This window comes from Varibaculum sp. (assembly GCF_008661855.1).
GTDB lineage: Bacteria > Actinomycetota > Actinomycetes > Actinomycetales > Actinomycetaceae > Varibaculum > Varibaculum timonense_A.
Map to the genome: position 1 here is coordinate 81,124 of NZ_RPZY01000008.1, position 20,214 is coordinate 101,337.

Genomic DNA, 20,214 nt, shown 5'->3' on the forward strand with positions numbered 1-20,214 from the left:
TAAAAACGGGCTTACAGGTTGCGCACGATTTCTTCTACTGAAGCTTTCGCATCTCCAAAGAGCATATTGGTGTTGTCGTTAAAGAACAGCGGATTTTGCACCCCGGCATAACCGGGATTCATTGAACGCTTAAACACCACTACCTGGCGGGCTTTCCACACTTCCAGCACCGGCATTCCCGCAATCGGGCTGCCCGGTTTAGTGGCATCGGGATTAACGGTGTCGTTTGCCCCAATCACCAGAACTACGTCAGTATCGGGGAAGTCGTCGTTAATCTCATCCATTTCTAGCACCACATCGTAGGGTACTTTAGCTTCTGCCAGCAGCACATTCATATGTCCGGGCATTCGTCCCGCTACCGGGTGAATCCCGAAACGAACATTTACTCCTGCCTGGCGCAGCTTAGCGGTCAGGTCGGCTACCGGGAATTGGGCTTGCGCCTGCGCCATCCCGTAGCCAGGGGTAATAATCACGTTAGAGGCATCTTTAAGCGCTTGCGCGACCTCGGCCGCACTGGTTTCGGTGTAGTCACCGTAATCGGTATCTGCCCCCTTAGCCGGTCCGCCGTCAGAGCCGAAGCCACCCAAAATCACGGAAACAAACGAACGGTTCATGGCTTTGCACATGATGTAGGACAGGTAGGCACCAGAAGAGCCCACCAAAGCCCCCGCGATAATCAGCATATTGTTACCCAACATGAAGCCCGCGGCGGCCGCAGCCCAACCAGAATAAGAGTTCAGCATCGAAACCACGACTGGCATATCTCCACCGCCGATCGCGGCCACCAGGTGCAGCCCCAATACCAGGGCGATTAGGGTCATCACGATGATGGCTACCCACTGCATCCAGGTCAAGGTCATAGCGGTAGCGCTAAAGTGCGAGCCCCGTACCATCACCCCGATGAGCACTATGGATACGATAATGGCGATAGCGTTCAGCCAATTGCGTCCCGGCAAAGTCAGGGGAGCGCCCTTAATCTTCCCCGACAGTTTCAGGTAGGCAATGATAGAGCCGGTGAGGGTGACTGCACCGATGAAGATTCCTACTCCCACTTCACCTAGGTGGAACCCTACGGTGGCGGGCGTAATCGCGGTGGCTGCATCAACACCTGCCTTCTTGAATTCCCCGGGCATATGAATGAAAGTGTTGTATCCAACCAGCACTGCCGCTAAGCCTACAAAGGAGTGCAGCATGGCTACCAGTTCCGGCATCCCGGTCATGGGGATAGTTTTGGCGCGCCAAAGACCGATAATTGCGCCGGCAATCATCGCTACTGCAATTAGCAGCGCAGTTACCAGTGTCGATTGATAACCGGGAGCCCCCGCGTTATATAGTGCCACCGCGATAGTTGCTGCCACCGCAACAAACATTCCAATAGCCCCGAAGCGGTTACCCCGCAGGGCGGTCTCATTTTTTGACAGACCCGCGAGCGCCAGAATAAACAGCAGCGCCGCAATCAGATAGGCAATATTTTGTCCCCGGCTAATCCAAAATTCGCTTTTTGAGGCACTGGCAATCAGCGTGGGGGTTAGCGAAAATAACGTATTACTCATTTCTTATTTCTCCTCCCCCCGGAACATGGCAAGCATCCGGTGTGTCACTGAGAAACCACCAAAAATGTTGATTGAAGCCACTAGAATCGCGATAAAACTAAGCACGGAAACTAGCGGATTAGCGCTACCTACCTGCAGTATTGCGCCCACCAAAATAATTCCGGAAATGGCGTTGGTTTCACTCATTAAGGGGGTGTGTAGCGAGTGGGTAACCGAGGTAATCACATAGAAGCCAACCACAATCGCCAGCATCAAAATGAAATAGTAAGGGATTAAAGGTTTGGGGGTGACCGAAATCAGAGTCAATCCTAAAACGATTCCTAGCGCTGCCCACAGCAAGCGTTTACGCTTTTTAGAGGCTTTTTCTTCGGCTTGCTTGCGGGCGGCGGCTGCCGCGTCCTCTACCGATTCGGTTTTCTTTGGAGCCGGGCTCGCATGTACTTGAATGGGAGGCGGGGGGAACATATTTTCCCCATCTTTAGCAACCGTGATTCCGCGGACTACTTCGTCTTCCATATTGAGGACATAGTTGCCATCTTTTTCCGGAGTAATCAGCTTGAAGAGATTAACAATATTTTGTCCGTACAGCTGTGATGATTGTCCAGGCAAGCGTCCTGCGAGGTCGGTATAGCCGATAATGGTCACCCCGTTTTCGGTAACCACTTTTTCGCCCGGTCGGGTCAGTTCGCAGTTACCGCCGCCAGCTGCGGCCATATCCACGATGACTGAACCGGGAGCCATGGTCGCTACTGCCTCTTTGGTGATTAGCAGCGGCGAGCGGCGACCGGGAATATTCGCGGTGGTAATCACGATGTCATTTGCAGCTGCCTGCTCGGTGTAGAGCTTGGTGGCAGCGTCCGCTTGGTCGGCGCTCATTTCTTTGGCGTAACCATCATCGGATTTTTCTTGCGCAATCGGGATGGGAACAAACTTTGCCCCTACCGATTCTGCTTGCTCGGCAGTTTCACTGCGCACGTCCGTGGCGCTAACCTGGGCTCCCATCGAGTTGGCGGTGCCAATAGCAGCGAGACCGGCTACCCCGACACCGATCACATAGACCTTGGCGGGCGGGATTTTTCCGGCGGCAGTCACCTGACCGGTAAAGAGGCGACCGAAACTTTCTGCGGCCTCGATAACGGCGCGATAGCCAGACACATTCGACATCGAGGAGAGCACATCCATGGACTGCGCCCGAGAGATTCTAGGAACCGTATCCATCGCAAATCCGGTAATGCCTCGCTCTACCAGGGCATCTACGGTCTCGGGATGGCGACCTGGCGCCATCCGGGCGATTAGGAGCGCTCCGGGTTTAACCAGATTCAGGTAGTCGGTGGGAGGCGTATCTAAGACGGTGACAATATCGGCCTGCCAGGCGGCCTGAGTGTCCACGATTTGCGCTCCGGCTTGCGAATACTGCTCATCCAGGTAGGCGGCCTTTTCGCCCGCTCCCTGCTCGACCAGGACTTCATATCCTAGTTTGATGAGTTTTTTTACCGTATCCGGAGTGGCGGCGACCAAGGTTTGGTCTGGCGTGGGCTCTTTGGGAACTCCAATTCGCACAGTTACTCCTTATAGTTTTGGCTTTTCAAATACCAACACATTTTTATCCATATTTTGAAGCGGATAACTTGTTATTAGCGTACTCGGCGTCCCACCTAGGACGCATTTTAAGTCCGGCTACTAGGATGGTATCCCGGTATCGACTCCCTAAGAAAGCCTATTTACCCGTTTCTTGCTTTTTAGTCTCTGGCCCAGGACCTTGCAAACCGAGTCGCGTCCTCGCTTCCTCATCCAGTAGCTCCCCACGCCGAATAGATAAATTCCTAGGGGCGCTAATACCGACTCGTACTGAGTCTTTATGGGATTCAACTACCTTTATTACCACCTCGTCGCCGATGACGATTTCTTCTCCGCGCCTGCGGGTTAGCACTAGCATCCTTGCTTTCCTCCTAAATGACTATTACAAACTGCTATCCGAAGCGAATTACCTGATTAACTGCGCCTATATCATTTAATCTGCGTTGGGCTCGTCCTCATAACTGCCAATCTGGTTTGCGGATTCTGACTGACTGATTTGCGCTTCTACACGCGCTAACTGGTCGGCGAACTGGTCAGGGCAATCTTCTTCTCCTATCCAAGGAGGCAAAACCGAAACAGATTGAGGGGACTCAGTCCGATTATTCCCTTCGATAGCTTCCTTAGATTTCCGCTGTTTCCACAACTGAGCACGCTCCCTTAACACCTGGGAATAGCTGCCTCGTTTTACTCCCCGTACTCTGTGCATCAACACATCTAAATCTCGATTTACCTGCCCATCTTCCCAGCGAGCTTTTTCAGCTAGCAGGGCGCGAGTATCAGCAAGCAGCGCTTCCAGCTCATGGTCACTGGGGATTGGGCGTTCAAGCTGTGTCATGGTGATACCTCCCTGTATTTCCTTTCCGTTAGCAATTGTAGATTAACCGCGATAGATAGGAGGAGGAACTACTGGAGTACCAAGGATTAGTTTTTGCTGTCTGGCGATAAAAGTAACTACCTGAATAGTCTGTATTTTAAAATCAGATTAGCTAGCTAATAACCATATTTCCTGCGCAGTGGCGGTTTCAATCCGGGAATAAATAATCATAATTAACCCTGTCACCGGCATCTATGCTTGAAAAGATATTGCCTGAATTCTTTGATAATTCTAGACTTAATCGAGCTGGAGCTAAAAATATAGTCAAGACAAGCATTTACCATACCCACCGGGAGACAAAATGACGATTCCTTACAACTCCTACCCAAGGGGAAGTACCCGGTCTACACCTCCTCAACCTCCTACTGGCAGCTAAATGAATGGGAAAGTGCCGCTCTTAGACTCATTACCGAGCTTACCTATCCAGCCTTTGATGGAGCACTCGGTCATTGCACTAATAGGTTCTTTAGCGCTACTTATAGTGGCAGTACTGCTAATAGTGTGGACAGTTGTTTTCTACCAAAGCGCCTCGCGCCTACCAATTTTAACCTTTAATGCCCGCCGGCAAGAGAACCTCCGCCAGCTCCTAGAAACCTACCGCCAGCGGATTTTGATTCTAGTCACCGATCCTTGCTATAGCGTCTTAGACTCTACAGAGCGACGCCGCGTCCTCGCAAAAATCCTAATAAATCTCTCTCAGCAGTATTACCGCACCGCCGGTTGGGGTAACTATCACCCGCAACAACTACTGGCTACTGACTGGCCAGAGCTGGCTACCCTGGTTTCGGCGCTGCCTGACCCCGGACAAACTCCCAGGGGAGGACGCGCCCAGGTTTCTCCCAGCGACACTGCCACGCTAACGGCCGTGCTCGCCCAGATTAGCTATCGCAGCCAACTCCACGCCCACGCTTTAAATACTCGTCAGGATTTGGTAATCAAGCCTCCTCGCAGATCTCGGTTTTGGATAGTGCCCGTGACTTTAACCGTGCTCTGCCTGCTGGTTGTTTCGGGGCTACAAACCCACAGTTGGGCACGAGAGCAACAGGCGGTACGCGCAGACCGGCAGGGAAATCATTCCTTGGCGCAAGATTTGCGTCTACGCCAAGCCGACTCCCGTCTACTAGCCGATAGGTGGCTGGTGAACTACAACCTGGGAACCACCTATCTAAACGCCGGCGACCTGCAAAATGCCACTATATATTTATCTCACGCTAGCAAGAAAATGCCGTTCATTCTAGAAGCAAAAATGACTGAACCCCAGGCAGTATTGGCGGGCTGCCAGGTAAACTACAATCTGGCTTTAACCCGCTTTAAATCCCTGCCGGAATCCAAACCAAGCTCTTCCCTAGAAAAGGCTGCTGAACTGCTTGTTTACTGCAATCAGGCAGCCTTGAAAGAACGGCAAAAATACTGGAAAGCAGCGGAAATAGCTCCCGGCAGCGCTAAAGTTGCTTCCCAATTACACCAGCTAGGCACCGATAGCGATGAACTGCTCACGCAAATTCAAAAACAGGCAGGAGATGATTTCCTAATACCTCACCCCCTCTGGCTAGAGGATTTTTTAGCTGATGAGGACGCGCAAAGCTAACTGGGTCCCACAAGTCACGCGAGTGCGCTAGAAACGCCCGCCTGCTGCCATAATCTCCTTGCCAAACAGGCAGGGGAAATTTGGACAAAATCTGGTTCTCAATTGTTTCAAATCTATTCCCGATTCTGCTGCACCAAAGCCAACAAAGGCTCACAATTGAATTATGAAGGCGATAAAGCGTTTTTGGTGGGGAAAACACCCTGGCTTTGTCGTAACAATCTGGCTGCTTTCAGTAGCAATCTCTTTACTTGCGGTATTTTCCGGTCTTGGCGACCAACCCCTATTTGAACGTTTAGTCACCCCCCAACCCTCAAACCCGTCCTCACCATCAGCTATAGGAAAAAAGCTATACGAGCAGGCACACGCAGATACTTATCCCCTAACCGCGGTAGTAAAAGTTAAAGACCTGCAAAAAAATGCTGAGCAAGTAGCGAAAACCCTGCGCCCAATCCATTCGGACTTGTTAAAAGTCAAAAAAGTTAAGGGAATTTTTGATCCATTTATCGCATTTGACCCTCAGCTACCTGCTGGCAAAAAAGCAGAGGAAGCCAAAACCAGCGCCCTAAACCAGGCATTGACTATTGCGCTTGAAAAAGCTGAAGAAACCGCGAAAGCTCGGCAAGCTAGCAGCTCACAAATCGAAAGAGCCAAACAAATTGCGCAAGCTCAGGTAAAAAAAGAATTCCAGGCACACCTGCCGCCAGTTTGGGACACTATTAACCGCAGTGAACTGAGGCAGATGATTGCTAAGGACGAAACGACTTTTCTAATAAACGTGCAGCTAGAAGCGCAGGGATACGGTCAGGTTGATTCCAGCGCTCGCAAGCAAGTTGCCGAGATTTTAGATAGCTTACCTGACTATTTCGCGACTTCTTCACTCGATGTCAGCGTGAATATCGTAGATAATATCGGTCTGCAAGAAGCCGCCAATGGGCAGGTTAAAGCAGATATGATTCGCGGGGAAGGAATCTCGATTCCGATTTCACTGATTATCATGGCGATAGTTTTTGGGGGAATGTTCGCGGCTTTAATGCCACTAATCGGTGCAGGAGCAGCCATCGGGATTACCTTAATGTTGATTTTGCTGCTTACCTATCTGGTAACTGTGGAATCTTTCGTGGTAAACATTGTTTCTTTCTTGGGGCTGGGGCTTTCGATTGACTACGGTCTACTAATAGTGTCTCGCTACCGCCTGGAACTGCATAAACGCGGTATTTATGGACAGGGAGACACTTTTATTTTTTATCCGCGCCCAGTTCAACTATTGATTGGTTCGCATCCAGGTGGCAATGGCATCAGCCCAATCCTTTCACGTAGGCGCTACCGGGTAGAGCTTTTAAAAGCTCGTGAACCCTATATGCAAGCTTTAGATAAAACCATGGATACTGCGGGGGCAACAGTTTTCTTTTCCGCCCTCATTGTCTCTATGGCAATTTTGGGGCTTTGCATATTTCCGCTCCCCCTATTGCGGTTAATGGGCATTGGCGGAGTGGCAGTCACTCTTTTGGCAATGCTCGCTAATATGACGCTACTACCAGCACTAATGATGCTTTTCGGACCGGCTCTTGCTTCGCCCTCGAATATCGCTAACTGGGTGAACTGGTTTCGTCAGCATATTTTACGTCGCCAAAATAAACGTTCAGAGGACGACCCTTCCCCACTTTTCCGCTCGGTATCGACTTTCGTTACCCGTCGCCCCTGGCCGGTTTTGGTAGCGGTAACCATAGTTTTAGTGGTGATGTCGATTCCGCTTTACCATATGCAGATGCGTTCATCCGCAGTAGAATCTATGCCTCGTTCGATACCTCAAATTGGGGCGTTATGGGATATGTGGGAACGTTTCCCGGATTCTGCTAACCCGCAAATTCGGGTGGTAGCGAAAACTGATTCTGTTCGTCTGCAAGATTGGGCGGATAAGAAAGTGAAACCACTTTCTCATGTTGAGCGAATCCGTCCCGCGGAAGAGTTGAATATTGCTGGTCAGCGTTATGCTTCTGTCGATATTTATACTAAAGAAAAAGATGCTTTTGCCGTGGAAGTTAAACGGGTTATGCGAGCGATAAGGGATTTACCGGCTCCGTTTGAAACCTGGGTTACCGGTGAGGCTGCGCTGCAAACAGATTTCCAGCAAGCCTTATTTGAATATGCTCCCTATGTTTTTATTACCGTCGCCCTCACTACCTATTTAATGTTGTTCCTAATGACCGGAGCGCTATTGCTTCCCCTGCAAGCCTTGGTGTTAAACACGGTTTCGTTAATGTCGTCCTTAGGGATAGCGGTTTGGGTTTTCCAATATGGACATGGGGAAAAGTTTCTCGGGTTCACTTCCCTGGGAGCAGTGGAATCTTATGTAGTAGCAATCGTGTTCTGTTTCGGTTTTGGCTTGTCAATGGATTATGAAATGTTCCTTGTTTCTCGGGTTAAAGAAATCTGGGATGAAACTGGTGATAATAAACGCGCGGTTCGAGAGGGACTTACCCATTCGGCTTCTACGATTACTTCCGCAGCTTTAATTCTGCTGGTCGTATTCCTAGGTTTTACTACCGGAGGTATTCAAGCTATTAAACAGATTGGTTTCACTTTGGCGGTCGCAGTCGCCCTAGATGCTACCCTGGTACGTATGGGGCTAGTTCCCGCAGTCATGATGATTTGCGGACAAGCAAATTGGTGGGCTCCAAAATGGCTTAAATCTTTACATTCACGCCTACCTCTGCCGGGAAACAGCAATCACCACCAAGAATCACTGCATCTTAAAGAGGACGCGGGGAAGGCTCACTAGCTTTTACTTCACCGTTTACGGTGACAGTTACTGAATCTGATGCTACCCCTACCAGATCAAGTTATTCGCGGGCAGGATTACCAAACTTAGACAGGCGTCCTAGGAAGGTTAAGGGGATAGTGGCGGTAGGGCCGTTACGATGCTTGGCAACGATTACGTCTGCCTCGCCGGGGCGATCTTCTTGGTTATAGACCTCGGGGCGATTTAGCAGCATAACCACATCCGCATCCTGCTCCAGTGAACCAGATTCACGCAGGTCAGCAAGCATTGGTTTATGTTCAATTCGCTGTTCAGGGCCACGGTTTAGCTGGGCAACTGCCACCACCGGAATATCGAGTTCTTTAGCCAGTAGTTTTAGAGAGCGGGAAAACTCGGCAACTTCTTGTTGGCGGGATTCGACCCTTTTCCCGGAACTCATTAGCTGAAGGTAATCTACTACTACCAGCTTTAGATCGTTTTGTTGTTTAAGTCGCCTACATTTTGAACGAATTTCCGGCATGGTCATATTAGGGGAATCGTCAATATATAGGGGTGCTTGGGAACACCTTGATAGTACCTGCGCTATTTTAGTCCAGTCAGCGTCCTCTAAATCACCAGAGCTCATCCGGGACATGGACACCCCAGATTCTGCCGAAATCATGCGTCGCGAAATTTCTACCCCATCCATTTCTAGACTGAAAATCACCGCGGTCATTTGGTTATGGATAGCAGCATTTCTGCAAAAGTCGAGAGCTAAAGTTGATTTACCCATAGCCGGACGCGCAGCTACAATCACCAATTGCCCCGGATGTAGACCGTGAGTGAGATTATCTAGCTGGTAAAAACCGGTGGGAATACCGGAAGCCATTCCCCCGTTTTTCTCCAGTTCTTGCAGTTCTTTAACGGTCTCATCTAAAAAATCACCAATTTGGCGATAGTCTTCGGCATTTCCACGCTCACTGACCGCATAGATTTCGCTTTGCGCCTGATTGATAAGCTCATCAACATCTCCGCCATCATCAGCGTATCCAAGCTGAACGACCCGAGTTCCCGCTTGTACCAAGGATCGCAGCTGCGCCCTCTCGCGGACAATCCGAGCATAAAATCCAGCGTTCGCCGCGGTGGGAACCCCGGAGATAAGTTGATGTAGATAGGGGGCGCCTCCGATTCTCTCTAGGTCGCCGTGACGTTTAAGTTCGCCAGCTACAGTGACAGCATCTACAGGTTCGCCGCGTCCAAAAAGGCTCAGGATAACTTCATGGATGGTTTGGTGAACCGGTCTATAGTAGTCCTCCCCTCTAATAATCATCGTCACGTCAGCGATAGCATCTTTAGAGAGCATCATAGCTCCCAAAACTGATTGTTCAGCGACAATGTCTTGGGGAGGGGTGCGATCAAATTCTGTCACCGATACCTCCTGATTCCTCCTATTAGGAATTTGAAACTCTTTAATTCTTTCATATACCGCTACTAGCTTTAGAAATTAACTTGTTAAAAACTTGCAAATTAGGGTGGATAAACTGTTAAAAACCTGTGGAAACTAGCTAAGTTATTGTGGGCAGTAAATGATGCAGAGTTTATAAACAGCTTACAAACTGGGAAACTACTAACAGGGTTATTCACAAATTGTGGATAGAAACTGGAGGCTAGATTAGTGGATAAAGTGGGAAACAGTATAAATCGCCGTATTCTCCAGCTGGCGCTACCCGCCCTAGGATCACTGATTGCAGAACCTCTACTAACTATGGCTGATTCTATTTTGATTGGTCATCTAGGAACTTTTGAATTGGCTGGACTGGCTATCGGCTCAACCGTGTTAAACCTGATAGTTGGGATGAGTGTTTTCTTGGCTTACACCACCACTGCGGTCACCGGTCACGCCATTGGTGCTGGTAAAAGCCAGGAGGGGCTTAGAAAAGGCATTCAGGGAATATGGCTAGGAGCTGCATTAGGAACGATACTGGCACTCATCTTGATAGTTTTCGCATCCCCAATTGTTAGCGTTTTTAAGGGGCAAGAAGAAGTTTTAGGTTTCGCTCGCACCTATCTTTTAGTTTCCGCGCCCGGTCTAGTTGCTATGCTTTCAGTTTTAGCTGCTAATGGCGTTTTCCGCGCCCTTCTCGATACTCGAACTCCCCTAGTTGTCACCACCACTGGCGCGCTGATTAACGTACCTATTTCCACTATCTTGATATTTCCTTGCGGTCTAGGAATAGCCGGTGCCGGGGCGGGCACCGCGATTAGTCAGTTCATCATGACAGGTTGGCTGGGGATGGTGATAGTAAAAAAGCTGCATTTAGAGGGAGTGTCGGCGCGCCCTAGTTTTAAGCTGATTTTGCATTCTGGTCTGCACGGGATGCCACTGGTATTTCGTTCGCTATTTCTGCAAGCCGCTATCGTAGTCACCACTTGGCAGGCAGCCGCTTTTGGAGCTGTCACTTTAGCGGGCTACCAGATTCTAAAAACTATCTGGACTTTGGGGGCTTTTGGGCTGGATGCTTTAGCGATTGCAGCGCAATCTCTTTTAGCGAGGGCGCTTGGTGAGGGCGACCAGCGTCAGATTCGGACTTTGATTAAAAAGTTGAATGGGTGGGCGCTAGGCTTGGGAGGCGTAATTGGAGGGTTATTTATTTTGACTTCTCCCTTGTTACCGCAACTTTTTACTTCTGATAGTAGGGTTTTAGCTATCACCACTGCTGGTCTGGTTACTGTCGGTTTATTTCAACCTTTAGCGGCACTTACCTATATTTATGACGGTTATCTGATTGGAGCCGATGATAGTAAATATTTAGCGCTATCCATGGGTGTTGTTTTTATTCTGTATTTACCGAGTATTTTGTTGGTTCGTTTACTTCCGGCAGGAGTCATTTCTCTGGTAGGGATTTGGGCTATTTATGGACTGGTCTTTATCGGAGGAAGGGCACTTTCCCTTTGGCTACGTATCCGTACTGATGCTTGGATGTGAGTATAGAACAGGTACTATTTTACAAAAAGGCGGGTGAACCAGATTTTCACCTGGCTCACCCGCCTAATGCTAAGTGATATCAGTTATTAAGTGATTTCCACTTACTTTGATCCCTCAACGTTCAAAAACAGTTTGGCGCTAATATCTTCATGCAAATTGATTTGTATTTGATATTTACCGACTGCTTTAATCGGCTTTTCAATAATGACTTTGCGCCGATCAATAGTTTGCCCAATCTGTTCTTTAACCGCAGCCACCACATCCTGGGTGGATACGGCTCCAAACAGGCGACCGGAATGACCGGCTCGCTTGGAAACTACCACGGTATCGTGAGCTTCGATTGCGTCCCGAACTGCGCGGGCGTCCTCTACATTCGAGATTTCCCGACGCCTACGTGCCCGAAGCATTTCGTCTATCTGCTTTTGAGCACCCTTAGTCCAAGGGTGAGCCATTTTCCGAGGTACCAGATAGTTACGGGCATAACCACGCGCTACAGTTACTACGTCACCGGAGGAACCCAGCCCCGGTACATCCATATTTAAAATTACTTTGGCTGTTGCCATGACTATAATCCCTCCTATCAGCGACCAGAACTTGTATAGGGAAGCAACGCCATTTCGCGGGCATTCTTTACTGCTTTAGCGATGGCGCGCTGTTGCTGAACACTAACTCCGGTTACTCGCCGGGAGCGAATCTTTCCCCGATCAGAAATAAATTTCCTGAGGAAAGGGGTATCTTTATAGTCGATTTTATCAACCGGCATATTCCGTAACGGGTTAGCCTTTTTCTTTATCGGCTTAACGCGAAGAACTTTCTTCGCCATATTTACTCCTTAATGGTGCGACCTACTTTGTAGGTCTAATCCTGAAATATTTAAAACGGTGGCGCTTGATTGTCGCCGTTATCATCGGTAACAGGGGTAGCCCACGGGTTATCAACCCCGGCTGCCTCAGGCTGTGCCATATCCATAGAACCCGTTCCCAGATTCTGATTCATGTCCTGATTAAAACTGCCACCTTGATTGAAACTGCCAGCTGGAGAAACTTGCCCATATCCGCTCTGTCCACCCTGATTAAATCCACCACCTGAACGAGGAATCCGGGTAACTTGAGCTTGCGCGTAGCGTAAAGACGGACCGATTTCATCAACTTGAATCTCTATTGAGGAACGATTTTGTCCATCACGTTCCCAATTGCGTTGTTGCAGGCGACCGTGAACCATCACCCGCATACCTTTAGTTAAAGATTCAGCGATATTTTCAGCCATTTCCCGCCAAGCGGAACAACGCAGAAACATGGCGGTACCATCTTCCCACTGTCCGGACGCGCGATTATAGGTTCTGGGAGTGGAGGCCACGGTAAATGAGGCCACTGGAACCGACTGCGCAGTGTAGCGCAGTTCCGGATCGGCAGTCAGATTACCAACAACCGTTATCTGGGTTTCTCCAGCCATTTTCGTTCCTCTCCGCGAAAATTAATCCCGCCGCAGCAGCTTGGTACGTAAAACTGATTCGTTTAGCGATAGCTGCCTGGTTAGCTCTTCAGCAATCTGCGGGGTAGTGGTCATATCAATAACCGCATAAATCCCTTCGGAATGCTTTTCAATCTGATATGCAAGGCGACGTTTGCCCCAAATATCGGTCGAATCCACACTTCCCCCGTTTGTAGAAACTACGTTTAGTAGCTTTTCTAACGCCGGGGCTACTGTGCGTTCGTCGATTTCGGGATTCAGGATCACCATCATCTCGTATTTGCGCATCTTAACCCACCTCCTTTGGTCTAACGGCCACGGTCCTTCCGCGGCAGGAGGGCATATGCATTTGACCCGAAAGTCACGTTACAGAATAACGAAGTTAAGGCAGTTTTTCTAGCTATTTCTTAACTTTGTTAGTAAATGCTCTTTTTCGCCACTACCGCGCTCTATTAGGTAGGTAGCTTTTATATGTCCTAGCTATTTTCTTTCCAGCTCTCTATGGGCTAGGACTCGTGCTTGGTTCTTCAGAGGGCGCAGGCGGATTTTCGCTCACGCTACTAGAGGGCACTTTGAGTGGCGTTTCTATAGTTTGCGGTGGCGGAGGAGAGGGAACTTCTGCTGTCTGATAGGGAGTTTTTTTAGGTCTGGGTTTAACTTTTTGTTTTCCGTTTTCAACAGAAAATAGTGGTTGCTCAGGTAAATCTTTTACAGCATCTTTCATATATGCCAACCATATTTTTGCTGGCCAGGTTCCCCCGGTTACTTCTCTGACTCCCCCGAATGGGGTAATCGATTGTTCGGAACCGTCCTTACCCACCTGATACATAGAGACCGCAGTGACCATTTGCGGAACATACCCCACAAATTGTGCCGAACGGTTATCATTTGAAGAACCAGTTTTTGCAGCTACCGGTCGTCCTAGTTTTCCGGCAGTAGCACCTGTTCCACCGCTTTCGGTTACTGCCGCTAAGGCCTTGGTTAGCTCAGAGATGTTTTCTTCTTCAAATTGTCTGGTGCCTTGAGTTTCAGCTTCATAGAGGATATTGCCAGCTGAATCAGTAATTTTGGCAATTATGTGCGCAGGTCTGCGCACCCCTCCGGTAGCGAAAGTAGTGTATGCCTCGGCAATCTCATAATTGTGTGGAGAACTTGTTCCCAAAACCCCCACGATAGAGTTTTTATCCAGCCCTACGGTGTCTTTCGAATATCCGGCAGAAATTGCTACCTGCCTGGTTGCTTCCATCCCAATCTCACTATTGAGTCTGACATAAGCGGTATTTATTGAAAGCTTAGTTGCCCTTATCAAATCTACTTTTCCATAGGAGGCACCGCCATAGTTACCGACCCAAGCATCATTGACTTTCATCGGTCCAGAACCATCAAGTTGTTCGCTTAACTTGTGCCCTTTTTCTAGGGCGGCTAATAGGGCGAAGGGTTTAAATGTTGATCCGGCTTGCGCCACATCCTGGGTAACGGCATTTCGCTGAACTTTTTGATAGTCAGAACCGCCATATTCAGCTAAAATCGCGCCAGTTGCAGTGTCTACAGAACTGGCGGCCACCCGCAATCCCTCTGGTCGTTTATCTGGAAGAGCCCCGATAGCATCTTCTAGCATTTTCTGTTTTTTAGGATCAATGGTGGTATAAATTTTGATTCCAGCGCGATCTATTTCGTCCTCGGTATAGCCAATTTGTTTGACTAATTCTTGTCGTACGTGCTGTAACAGGTAACCGGTAGTTCCTTTAAAGTAGGTGGCCTGTGGTTTCTTCTCTATTACTTTGGGAAAAGTGGCGCTAGCCTTTTCTTCTTCCTTAATCATGTTATCGGCAGCCATTAGGTTTAATACCCGTTGCCAACGTTGTTTTGCCTTGTCAGGATTGACAAGTGGATCCCATGAGTTCGGGGCTGGAATTATTCCCGCCAACATTGCCGACTCTGATAGGTCTAAATCCTTGGCGTCCTTACCGAAATAAGCGTTTGCAGCAGCTTCAATCCCGTATGCACCGCGTCCAAAATAGATTGTATTTAGGTAGTCATTGAGGATTTTTTCTTTAGAAACCTGCCGATTTATCTTCAAAGCTAAAATTGTTTCTTTAAATTTCCCGGTATAACCAACATTTTTTCCGGTGTAATAGTTTTCTACATATTGTTGCGTAAGGGTGGAAGCTCCCTGTGTAGGTCGTCCTCTGACGTTATTCCAAAAGGCACGGACTATCCCCTTAATATCAATCCCGCTGTTTTCGTAGAAAGTACGGTCTTCGCTGGCTACTACCGCATCTTGAATATAGGAGTTTTTAAAAGTCTTGGTATCAACGATGGTGCGATTTCGTTCGGCAAACTTTCCCATCATTTTATCAGTGTTACCCCAATAAACCGTAGTTACCTGGGCGTGAGCAAACTTTTGAGCCTCTGGTATTTCCAGGCGATAATAGGCAATTAAGAAAGTTATACATCCGGCGATAATTGCCACTAAAACTAACCCGGTAAGTATCCCAATGATTCGTTTCGTCCAAGTTAGGACGCGACTGCGTTTAGGGGGACGGTTATTTTTGCTGGCTTTCTTTCTTGGCTTGCTCGTGTCTTGATTTTGAGCCTTTGCTGGGTTTGATGATTTTTTCAGGTTTTTAGAATGCTGACTGTTAGCAGGTTTTGTACTGACAGCTATTTTTTTGGGTTTTCCTGCTGGTTCTAGTTTTGAGGGGGACATACCTTGTCGATTTTTTGAGCCGTTTGAGCTACTGACTTTTGAGGACGATTTTAGAGGTTTTACGTCTCGGGCATATTTAGCAGGGTTCAAGGGTGCAGCGGTTCGCTGAGCGTTTGCTTGTGCTCTGGCTTGTAACTGCTCTTTTTCATGTTTGCGGCGTTGTCTGCGGCTAGGAAAGTCCTGTCCGCTAAATTTAGAGCCACGCGATGAATACTTATCCGTCATAGGTACAGGTTAGCTTAGCAAGATAGCGATTCAGTGCTGATTTTTCAGTAATAAATAGTTTTCTGTTTTGGGCAGCACTTAAATTTTGGCGGGTTGTTTATACATAGATTTTTTATTGTTTATCGTTATCATCACTACCTAGCATTGGTGGGATTGAAGGATAAAATCCCAGGTTAATTTATGTTTATTGCTGTGAATGTTTGTGGGGATGTCTGGGGATTAGTTGAGGATTATTCGGTCTGGAAAGCAGTTTCGCCGAAAAATATACACAATTTGTCACTTGCAATCCCCAGATATACACAGGGTTATTAACAGCTGTGGAGAAACACGGTTTAACCTGTGTTCATGAGAACTACATTTTTGTAGTTTCGCTGGTAGCAGGAATCTAAAATTAACTTAAAATAATTCTTATGTCTTCTTTATAAATACTAGGATATAGAGCTGTTTTATTAGATAAATCACTTAGAATGTCGTGCTGCTTGCCGTATCTGATTTGTCAGCTCATTAACGTGATCAAAAATCTGGGGCTTAGATTTCATCATCTGGGTGATTTTCTTATTTGCATGCATAACCGTAGTGTGATCGCGTCCTCCAAACTCTTTTCCGATTTGAGGAAGCGACAGTTCGGTTAGTTCTCGGCAAAGATACATTGCGATTTGACGAGCCTCGGTAAGCGAACGCGAACGTGAGGGCGAACATAAATCATTAACGGTGGTTTCAAAATATCCAGCGGTTTGTGCCTTGATTAGGGCGGGGGTAATCTCTTGATCATTAGGGTCAGAAACAATATCTTTTAATACCATTTCCGCAAGCTGCAAGCTTAAAGGTTGCTTTGTTAAAGAGGCGAAAGCACTAACCCGCAGTAAAGCTCCCTCAAGCTCACGAATATTGATAGTAAAACGGGAGGCTATATAGGCCAATACCTCCGAGGGTGCCTCCACCTCCTCTTGACGAATTTTATTACGCAAAATAGCGATTCTAGTTTCTAAGTCAGGAGGCTGGACATCGGTTAAAAGTCCCCACTCGAAGCGAGAACGCAGGCGTTCTTCAAATCCTTCAAGTTTTTTGGGAGGAACATCGGAGGTAATAACTACCTGCTTATTGTCATTATGGAGCGAGTTGAAAGTATGGAAAAACTCTTCAATGGTTTGTTCTTTACCCTGCAAGAACTGAATATCGTCAATCATTAGAATATCGATATTGCGGTAACGGCGTTGAAACTCGTGGGCTTTACCCTCGGAAACTGAATTAATGAAATCGTTAGTGAACTCTTCGGAATTAACGTAACGCACCTTGATATGAGGATAGAGGTTTAGAGCGTAGTTTCCGATTGCATGTAGTAGGTGGGTTTTGCCTAGACCTGATCCGCCATAGACAAAAAGCGGGTTATAGGCTTTAGCGGGGGCTTCGGCAACTGCGATAGCTGCAGCGTGGGCAAAACGATTTGAACCACCGATTACGAATGATTCGAAGGTATATTTCGAGTTCAGGCGACTTTCAAAAGGTTTTTTAGGTTTAGCGGGCGGAATTTTTTCTTGTGCAGTGGTTTCGAAATTTTGCGGGGCAGGAGCGATTTCTTGTTCATTATTAGGGCTAACAGTTTCTCCTTGATCTAGGGAAGGATCTACAGAGATTGCCAAGATAACTTCACGGGAAGTGCTGGTAGACAGAGCCTTCCGTAAAAAAGAACCCAGTCGGTTTTCGAGGACGGACTTCGAGTATTCATTAGGGGTCGCGATTACGATGGTGTTTTCGTAAGTGGTCAAAGGGGTAGACATTCTTAGGAACGCCAAGTCTGCTTGCCCGACTTGTGGATTTTCTTTTAGTTGTCTTATCGCATCTTGCCAGAGTGTCTGTAGCGAACTGGACATTGATTTCTCCAAAATTCCTAATAAAAGCAGTGAGGAATCCCCAACTGTGGGGTTATTGATGATTGTAGGGCAAAAACTAGGTTATCCCCAATCTGGGGAAAATATTGTGGATAACTTACGTGGTTGTAGTTTAACGATGAAAATAGCTTCCTGCGTGCATAAACTGCAAAAATTTGAAACTTGGCAATAATAGAAAATTAAGATCTTACATCTTTGTAGTTTTTTCAAGTTCCACAGCTTTGCAAACCTGTGATTAGAAATTAGTGGTTATAACCACTGAATAACTATTTGACCTGGCAAAGCGCTATGCGTAGGCTTGCATATGTTGTCTAATCCAGGTGAAATGAAACTGGAAAATAAAATATCGGAATCATTTTCGGTAAATAAATAACACTCAGGAGAACTACAGTGACAAAGCGGACTTTTCAGCCGAATAACCGTCGCCGAGCCAAAAAACATGGTTTTCGGGCGCGTATGAGTACCCGTGCAGGGCGCGCTATTATCGCTAGTCGTCGTCGTAAAGGGCGCAAGGAACTTACGGCTTAGGGCATGTTGCCGCGGGCAAATCGCCTGAAAAAGTCAGCCGATTTCTCTAAAGTCTTTCGACGCGGATACAGCGCGGGTAACAAGACTGTGCTGGTACATCATTTACCTGCACCATCAGGTGAAGGTAATCCCCTAGTCGGTTTTGTGGTATCGAAAAAGTCTTTACCTCGAGCAGTTGATCGTAACCTGGTTAAAAGGCGACTTCGGGCGGTTTGCGCTATGCGTCTGCAAAATTTTGGGGAAGGTACTGTCACGGTGATTCGCGCCCGGGAAAAAGCTAAGACCGCCTCTTTTCGTCAGCTCACTAGCGCGGTAGAGCAGGCATTGGCTAGGGCGCAGGCGAAAGGTAAGCAGTGAGTGGAAAACTTGCGAAAAGGGCAATCATTGCGGCGATAAACCTTTATCGACGCCGCCTTTCGCCCCTTTTCCCTCCTCGCTGCAAGTACTATCCCACTTGCAGTACCTATGCGCTTTCCGCAATTAACATTCACGGCGCTTTCAAAGGAAGTCTGCTGTCAGCGTGGAGACTTATTCGGTGTAATCCGCTATCTAACGGAGGGGTGGATTATCCTCCCCAAAAGGGAGAATGGAAGAGCGCTCCCTATCATCAAATGTCTTTAAGCGAACTTCAAGCTCATTGGGCAAAAATCGATAGTGGACTCCAAATAAGCAGGGGAAAATAGTAAAGGAGCAAATCCATGATGCTAAGTGCACAGCTGCTAGCGGCATCTACCGAACCCACCTCGGGCGGGTGGTATGACACAGTTTTATTTCCATTTAAATGGGTTACCGCCTGGGTATTAGTTGGTATCCACCGAGGACTAACTACGCTAGGTCTGCCGGAAGGACCGGGAATTACCTGGGTTTTGTCAATTGTGGTGCTCACTATTTTTGTAAGACTTTTGATTATCCCGCTGTTTATTAAACAGATTAAGTCCACGCGGGGCATGAGTGCTATCCAACCGGAAATAAAGAAGATTCAAGAAAAATACAAAGGTCGTAACGACCAGGTTTCTAAGCAGCAGATGAGCCAGGAAACCATGAATCTTTACAAGCAATACGGCGTTAATCCGATGGCATCTTGTTTCCCTCTGCTTATTCAGTTGCCGATTTTGGCCGCCCTGTATCGGGTGCTTTGGCAAATGCCCCTAATTGCATCCCAACCAGGGGCGCATATTGGGGGTTTTGATTCTACTCTTGCTGCCGAGATGGATAAATCCACTGTTTTTGGGGTTTATTTATCAGATACTTTTACTAATACTGCTTCTAACCCAACGACTACTAAAATCCTGATTATTGTATCCGTTTTGCTTTACGCAGGATTAATGTTCTTCCAGCAGTTCATCAATATGAAGCACAATATGAACACCTCAAATGCGCAACAAATGCGGATGATGAAAATGATGGTGTATTTGATGCCCTTGATGACTGCTTGGTTCGGTTTTATCGTCCAGATTGGGGTGTTGGTCTACCTGGTAGTTACGATGGTGGTCAGCTTTATTCAGCAGATTTTTGTAATGTATTATCTGCCCACCCCCGGATCAACGGCTCACGATGCGCAAATGCGCAGGCATCAGGTCAAATACGATAGCTTCAAAGAAGAGACTTTAGCGGAATACAACCAAAAGCTAATGGATTTGGGACTCAGTGGCGAGGACGTGGCTAAAGCCCTGCGTCTGGAGGTAAAAGCCACCCGCAAGGGTGAAGATGACCCCTTTAGCGGGATAGAAAACGGCGAGAAATTACGTGAAGGACTCGCCCTCCATAAAGAAACCCAAGACCATTTACACAAGAAGGCTCAAGATCTTGAGCTAGAAGAAAAGCCAAAGAAACCAGTTAAACAATCAAAGATGATGGCGGCTTTGCAAAAGCAGGCTCGCCAGCAAGCTGGAATGCAACCAGGGGTTAGGAATGCGCAAGCACAACCCAAGAGGCTAACGAGGGCGCAGCGTGATGCGCAGGCTAAACGGCGACGGGCTGCCGGTCAGCTTAGTGAGGAAGAAAAAGCGAAACGCCGACAGGCACGGCGAAATAATAACGCAGGTAAAAAAGGTAACCATAACCGATAGTATCGAT

General features: G+C 47.7%; 18 protein-coding genes. 7 read left to right on the plus strand and 11 right to left on the minus strand.

Annotation, left to right across the window (positions count from 1 at the left end; translation table 11 throughout):
• Positions 1-11 precede the first annotated feature (11 nt).
• From pntB to QZT94_RS00840, 4 genes are all read right to left on the minus strand, one after another.
• Positions 12-1,553, minus strand: coding sequence for a Re/Si-specific NAD(P)(+) transhydrogenase subunit beta (gene pntB, locus QZT94_RS00825; RefSeq protein WP_072510477.1), 1,542 nt, complete (start codon positions 1,551-1,553; stop codon positions 12-14).
• Positions 1,554-1,556: 3 nt separating this feature from the next.
• The gene (locus QZT94_RS00830; protein ID WP_296761215.1) at positions 1,557-3,113 is read right to left on the minus strand and encodes a Re/Si-specific NAD(P)(+) transhydrogenase subunit alpha; all 1,557 of its coding nucleotides are present in this window, start codon (positions 3,111-3,113) and stop codon (positions 1,557-1,559) included.
• A 157-nt stretch (positions 3,114-3,270) separates the two neighbouring features.
• The gene (locus QZT94_RS00835; RefSeq protein ID WP_072510475.1) at positions 3,271-3,489 is read right to left on the minus strand and encodes a carbon storage regulator; all 219 of its coding nucleotides are present in this window, start codon (positions 3,487-3,489) and stop codon (positions 3,271-3,273) included.
• 75 nt (positions 3,490-3,564) lie between these two features.
• Entirely contained in the window at positions 3,565-3,966 is a 402-nt protein-coding gene (locus tag QZT94_RS00840) for a hypothetical protein (RefSeq protein WP_072510474.1), read from the minus strand.
• A 415-nt stretch (positions 3,967-4,381) separates the two neighbouring features.
• Between QZT94_RS00840 and QZT94_RS00845 the strand changes: the two genes are divergently transcribed.
• Complete coding sequence (locus QZT94_RS00845; protein ID WP_296761213.1) at positions 4,382-5,593, plus strand: hypothetical protein; 1,212 nt, start codon at positions 4,382-4,384, stop codon at positions 5,591-5,593.
• Between the two features lie 163 nt (positions 5,594-5,756).
• Positions 5,757-8,372, plus strand: coding sequence for an MMPL family transporter (locus QZT94_RS00850; protein ID WP_296761211.1), 2,616 nt, complete (start codon positions 5,757-5,759; stop codon positions 8,370-8,372).
• Positions 8,373-8,433: 61 nt separating this feature from the next.
• Here the strand turns inward: QZT94_RS00850 and dnaB are convergent, their stop codons facing one another.
• Positions 8,434-9,759 (minus strand): replicative DNA helicase, encoded by a 1,326-nt coding sequence (gene dnaB, locus QZT94_RS00855; RefSeq protein WP_270626026.1) that lies wholly within the window; start codon positions 9,757-9,759, stop codon positions 8,434-8,436.
• A 255-nt stretch (positions 9,760-10,014) separates the two neighbouring features.
• Between dnaB and QZT94_RS00860 the strand changes: the two genes are divergently transcribed.
• A complete protein-coding gene (locus QZT94_RS00860) occupies positions 10,015-11,316 on the plus strand; it encodes an MATE family efflux transporter (RefSeq protein ID WP_296761209.1) in 1,302 nt (433 codons plus the stop codon).
• A 101-nt stretch (positions 11,317-11,417) separates the two neighbouring features.
• On the opposite strand, the gene rplI is transcribed toward QZT94_RS00860, so the two are convergent.
• The 6 genes from rplI to dnaA all read right to left on the minus strand — a co-directional run bounded on the left by rplI (position 11,418) and on the right by dnaA (position 17,592).
• The gene (rplI, locus tag QZT94_RS00865) at positions 11,418-11,879 is read right to left on the minus strand and encodes a 50S ribosomal protein L9 (protein WP_072510469.1); all 462 of its coding nucleotides are present in this window, start codon (positions 11,877-11,879) and stop codon (positions 11,418-11,420) included.
• Positions 11,880-11,896: 17 nt separating this feature from the next.
• A complete protein-coding gene (gene rpsR / locus QZT94_RS00870) occupies positions 11,897-12,139 on the minus strand; it encodes a 30S ribosomal protein S18 (RefSeq protein WP_072510468.1) in 243 nt (80 codons plus the stop codon).
• 50 nt (positions 12,140-12,189) lie between these two features.
• Positions 12,190-12,768, minus strand: coding sequence for a single-stranded DNA-binding protein (locus QZT94_RS00875; RefSeq protein ID WP_072510467.1), 579 nt, complete (start codon positions 12,766-12,768; stop codon positions 12,190-12,192).
• Between the two features lie 21 nt (positions 12,769-12,789).
• Positions 12,790-13,074, minus strand: a complete 285-nt coding sequence (gene rpsF / locus QZT94_RS00880; RefSeq protein ID WP_072510466.1) for a 30S ribosomal protein S6 — start codon at positions 13,072-13,074, stop codon at positions 12,790-12,792.
• Between the two features lie 211 nt (positions 13,075-13,285).
• Positions 13,286-15,721, minus strand: a complete 2,436-nt coding sequence (locus QZT94_RS00885) for a transglycosylase domain-containing protein (RefSeq protein WP_296761205.1) — start codon at positions 15,719-15,721, stop codon at positions 13,286-13,288.
• 458 nt (positions 15,722-16,179) lie between these two features.
• Positions 16,180-17,592, minus strand: a complete 1,413-nt coding sequence (dnaA, locus tag QZT94_RS00890; RefSeq protein WP_072510465.1) for a chromosomal replication initiator protein DnaA — start codon at positions 17,590-17,592, stop codon at positions 16,180-16,182.
• Between the two features lie 408 nt (positions 17,593-18,000).
• Between dnaA and rpmH the strand changes: the two genes are divergently transcribed.
• Genes rpmH through yidC form a run of 4 tightly spaced genes read left to right on the plus strand, consistent with a single transcriptional unit; the run spans position 18,001 to position 20,207 of the window.
• Complete coding sequence (gene rpmH, locus QZT94_RS00895) at positions 18,001-18,138, plus strand: 50S ribosomal protein L34 (RefSeq protein ID WP_072510464.1); 138 nt, start codon at positions 18,001-18,003, stop codon at positions 18,136-18,138.
• Between the two features lie 3 nt (positions 18,139-18,141).
• Entirely contained in the window at positions 18,142-18,495 is a 354-nt protein-coding gene (gene rnpA, locus QZT94_RS00900; protein WP_296761202.1) for a ribonuclease P protein component, read from the plus strand.
• Complete coding sequence (gene yidD / locus QZT94_RS00905; RefSeq protein WP_072510462.1) at positions 18,492-18,821, plus strand: membrane protein insertion efficiency factor YidD; 330 nt, start codon at positions 18,492-18,494, stop codon at positions 18,819-18,821. The genes rnpA and yidD overlap by 4 nt, the downstream gene beginning before the upstream one ends.
• A gap of 15 nt (positions 18,822-18,836) precedes the next feature.
• Positions 18,837-20,207: a membrane protein insertase YidC gene (gene yidC / locus QZT94_RS00910; RefSeq protein ID WP_296761201.1), complete on the plus strand. Its 1,371-nt coding sequence runs from the start codon at positions 18,837-18,839 to the stop codon at positions 20,205-20,207.
• Positions 20,208-20,214 lie beyond the last annotated feature (7 nt).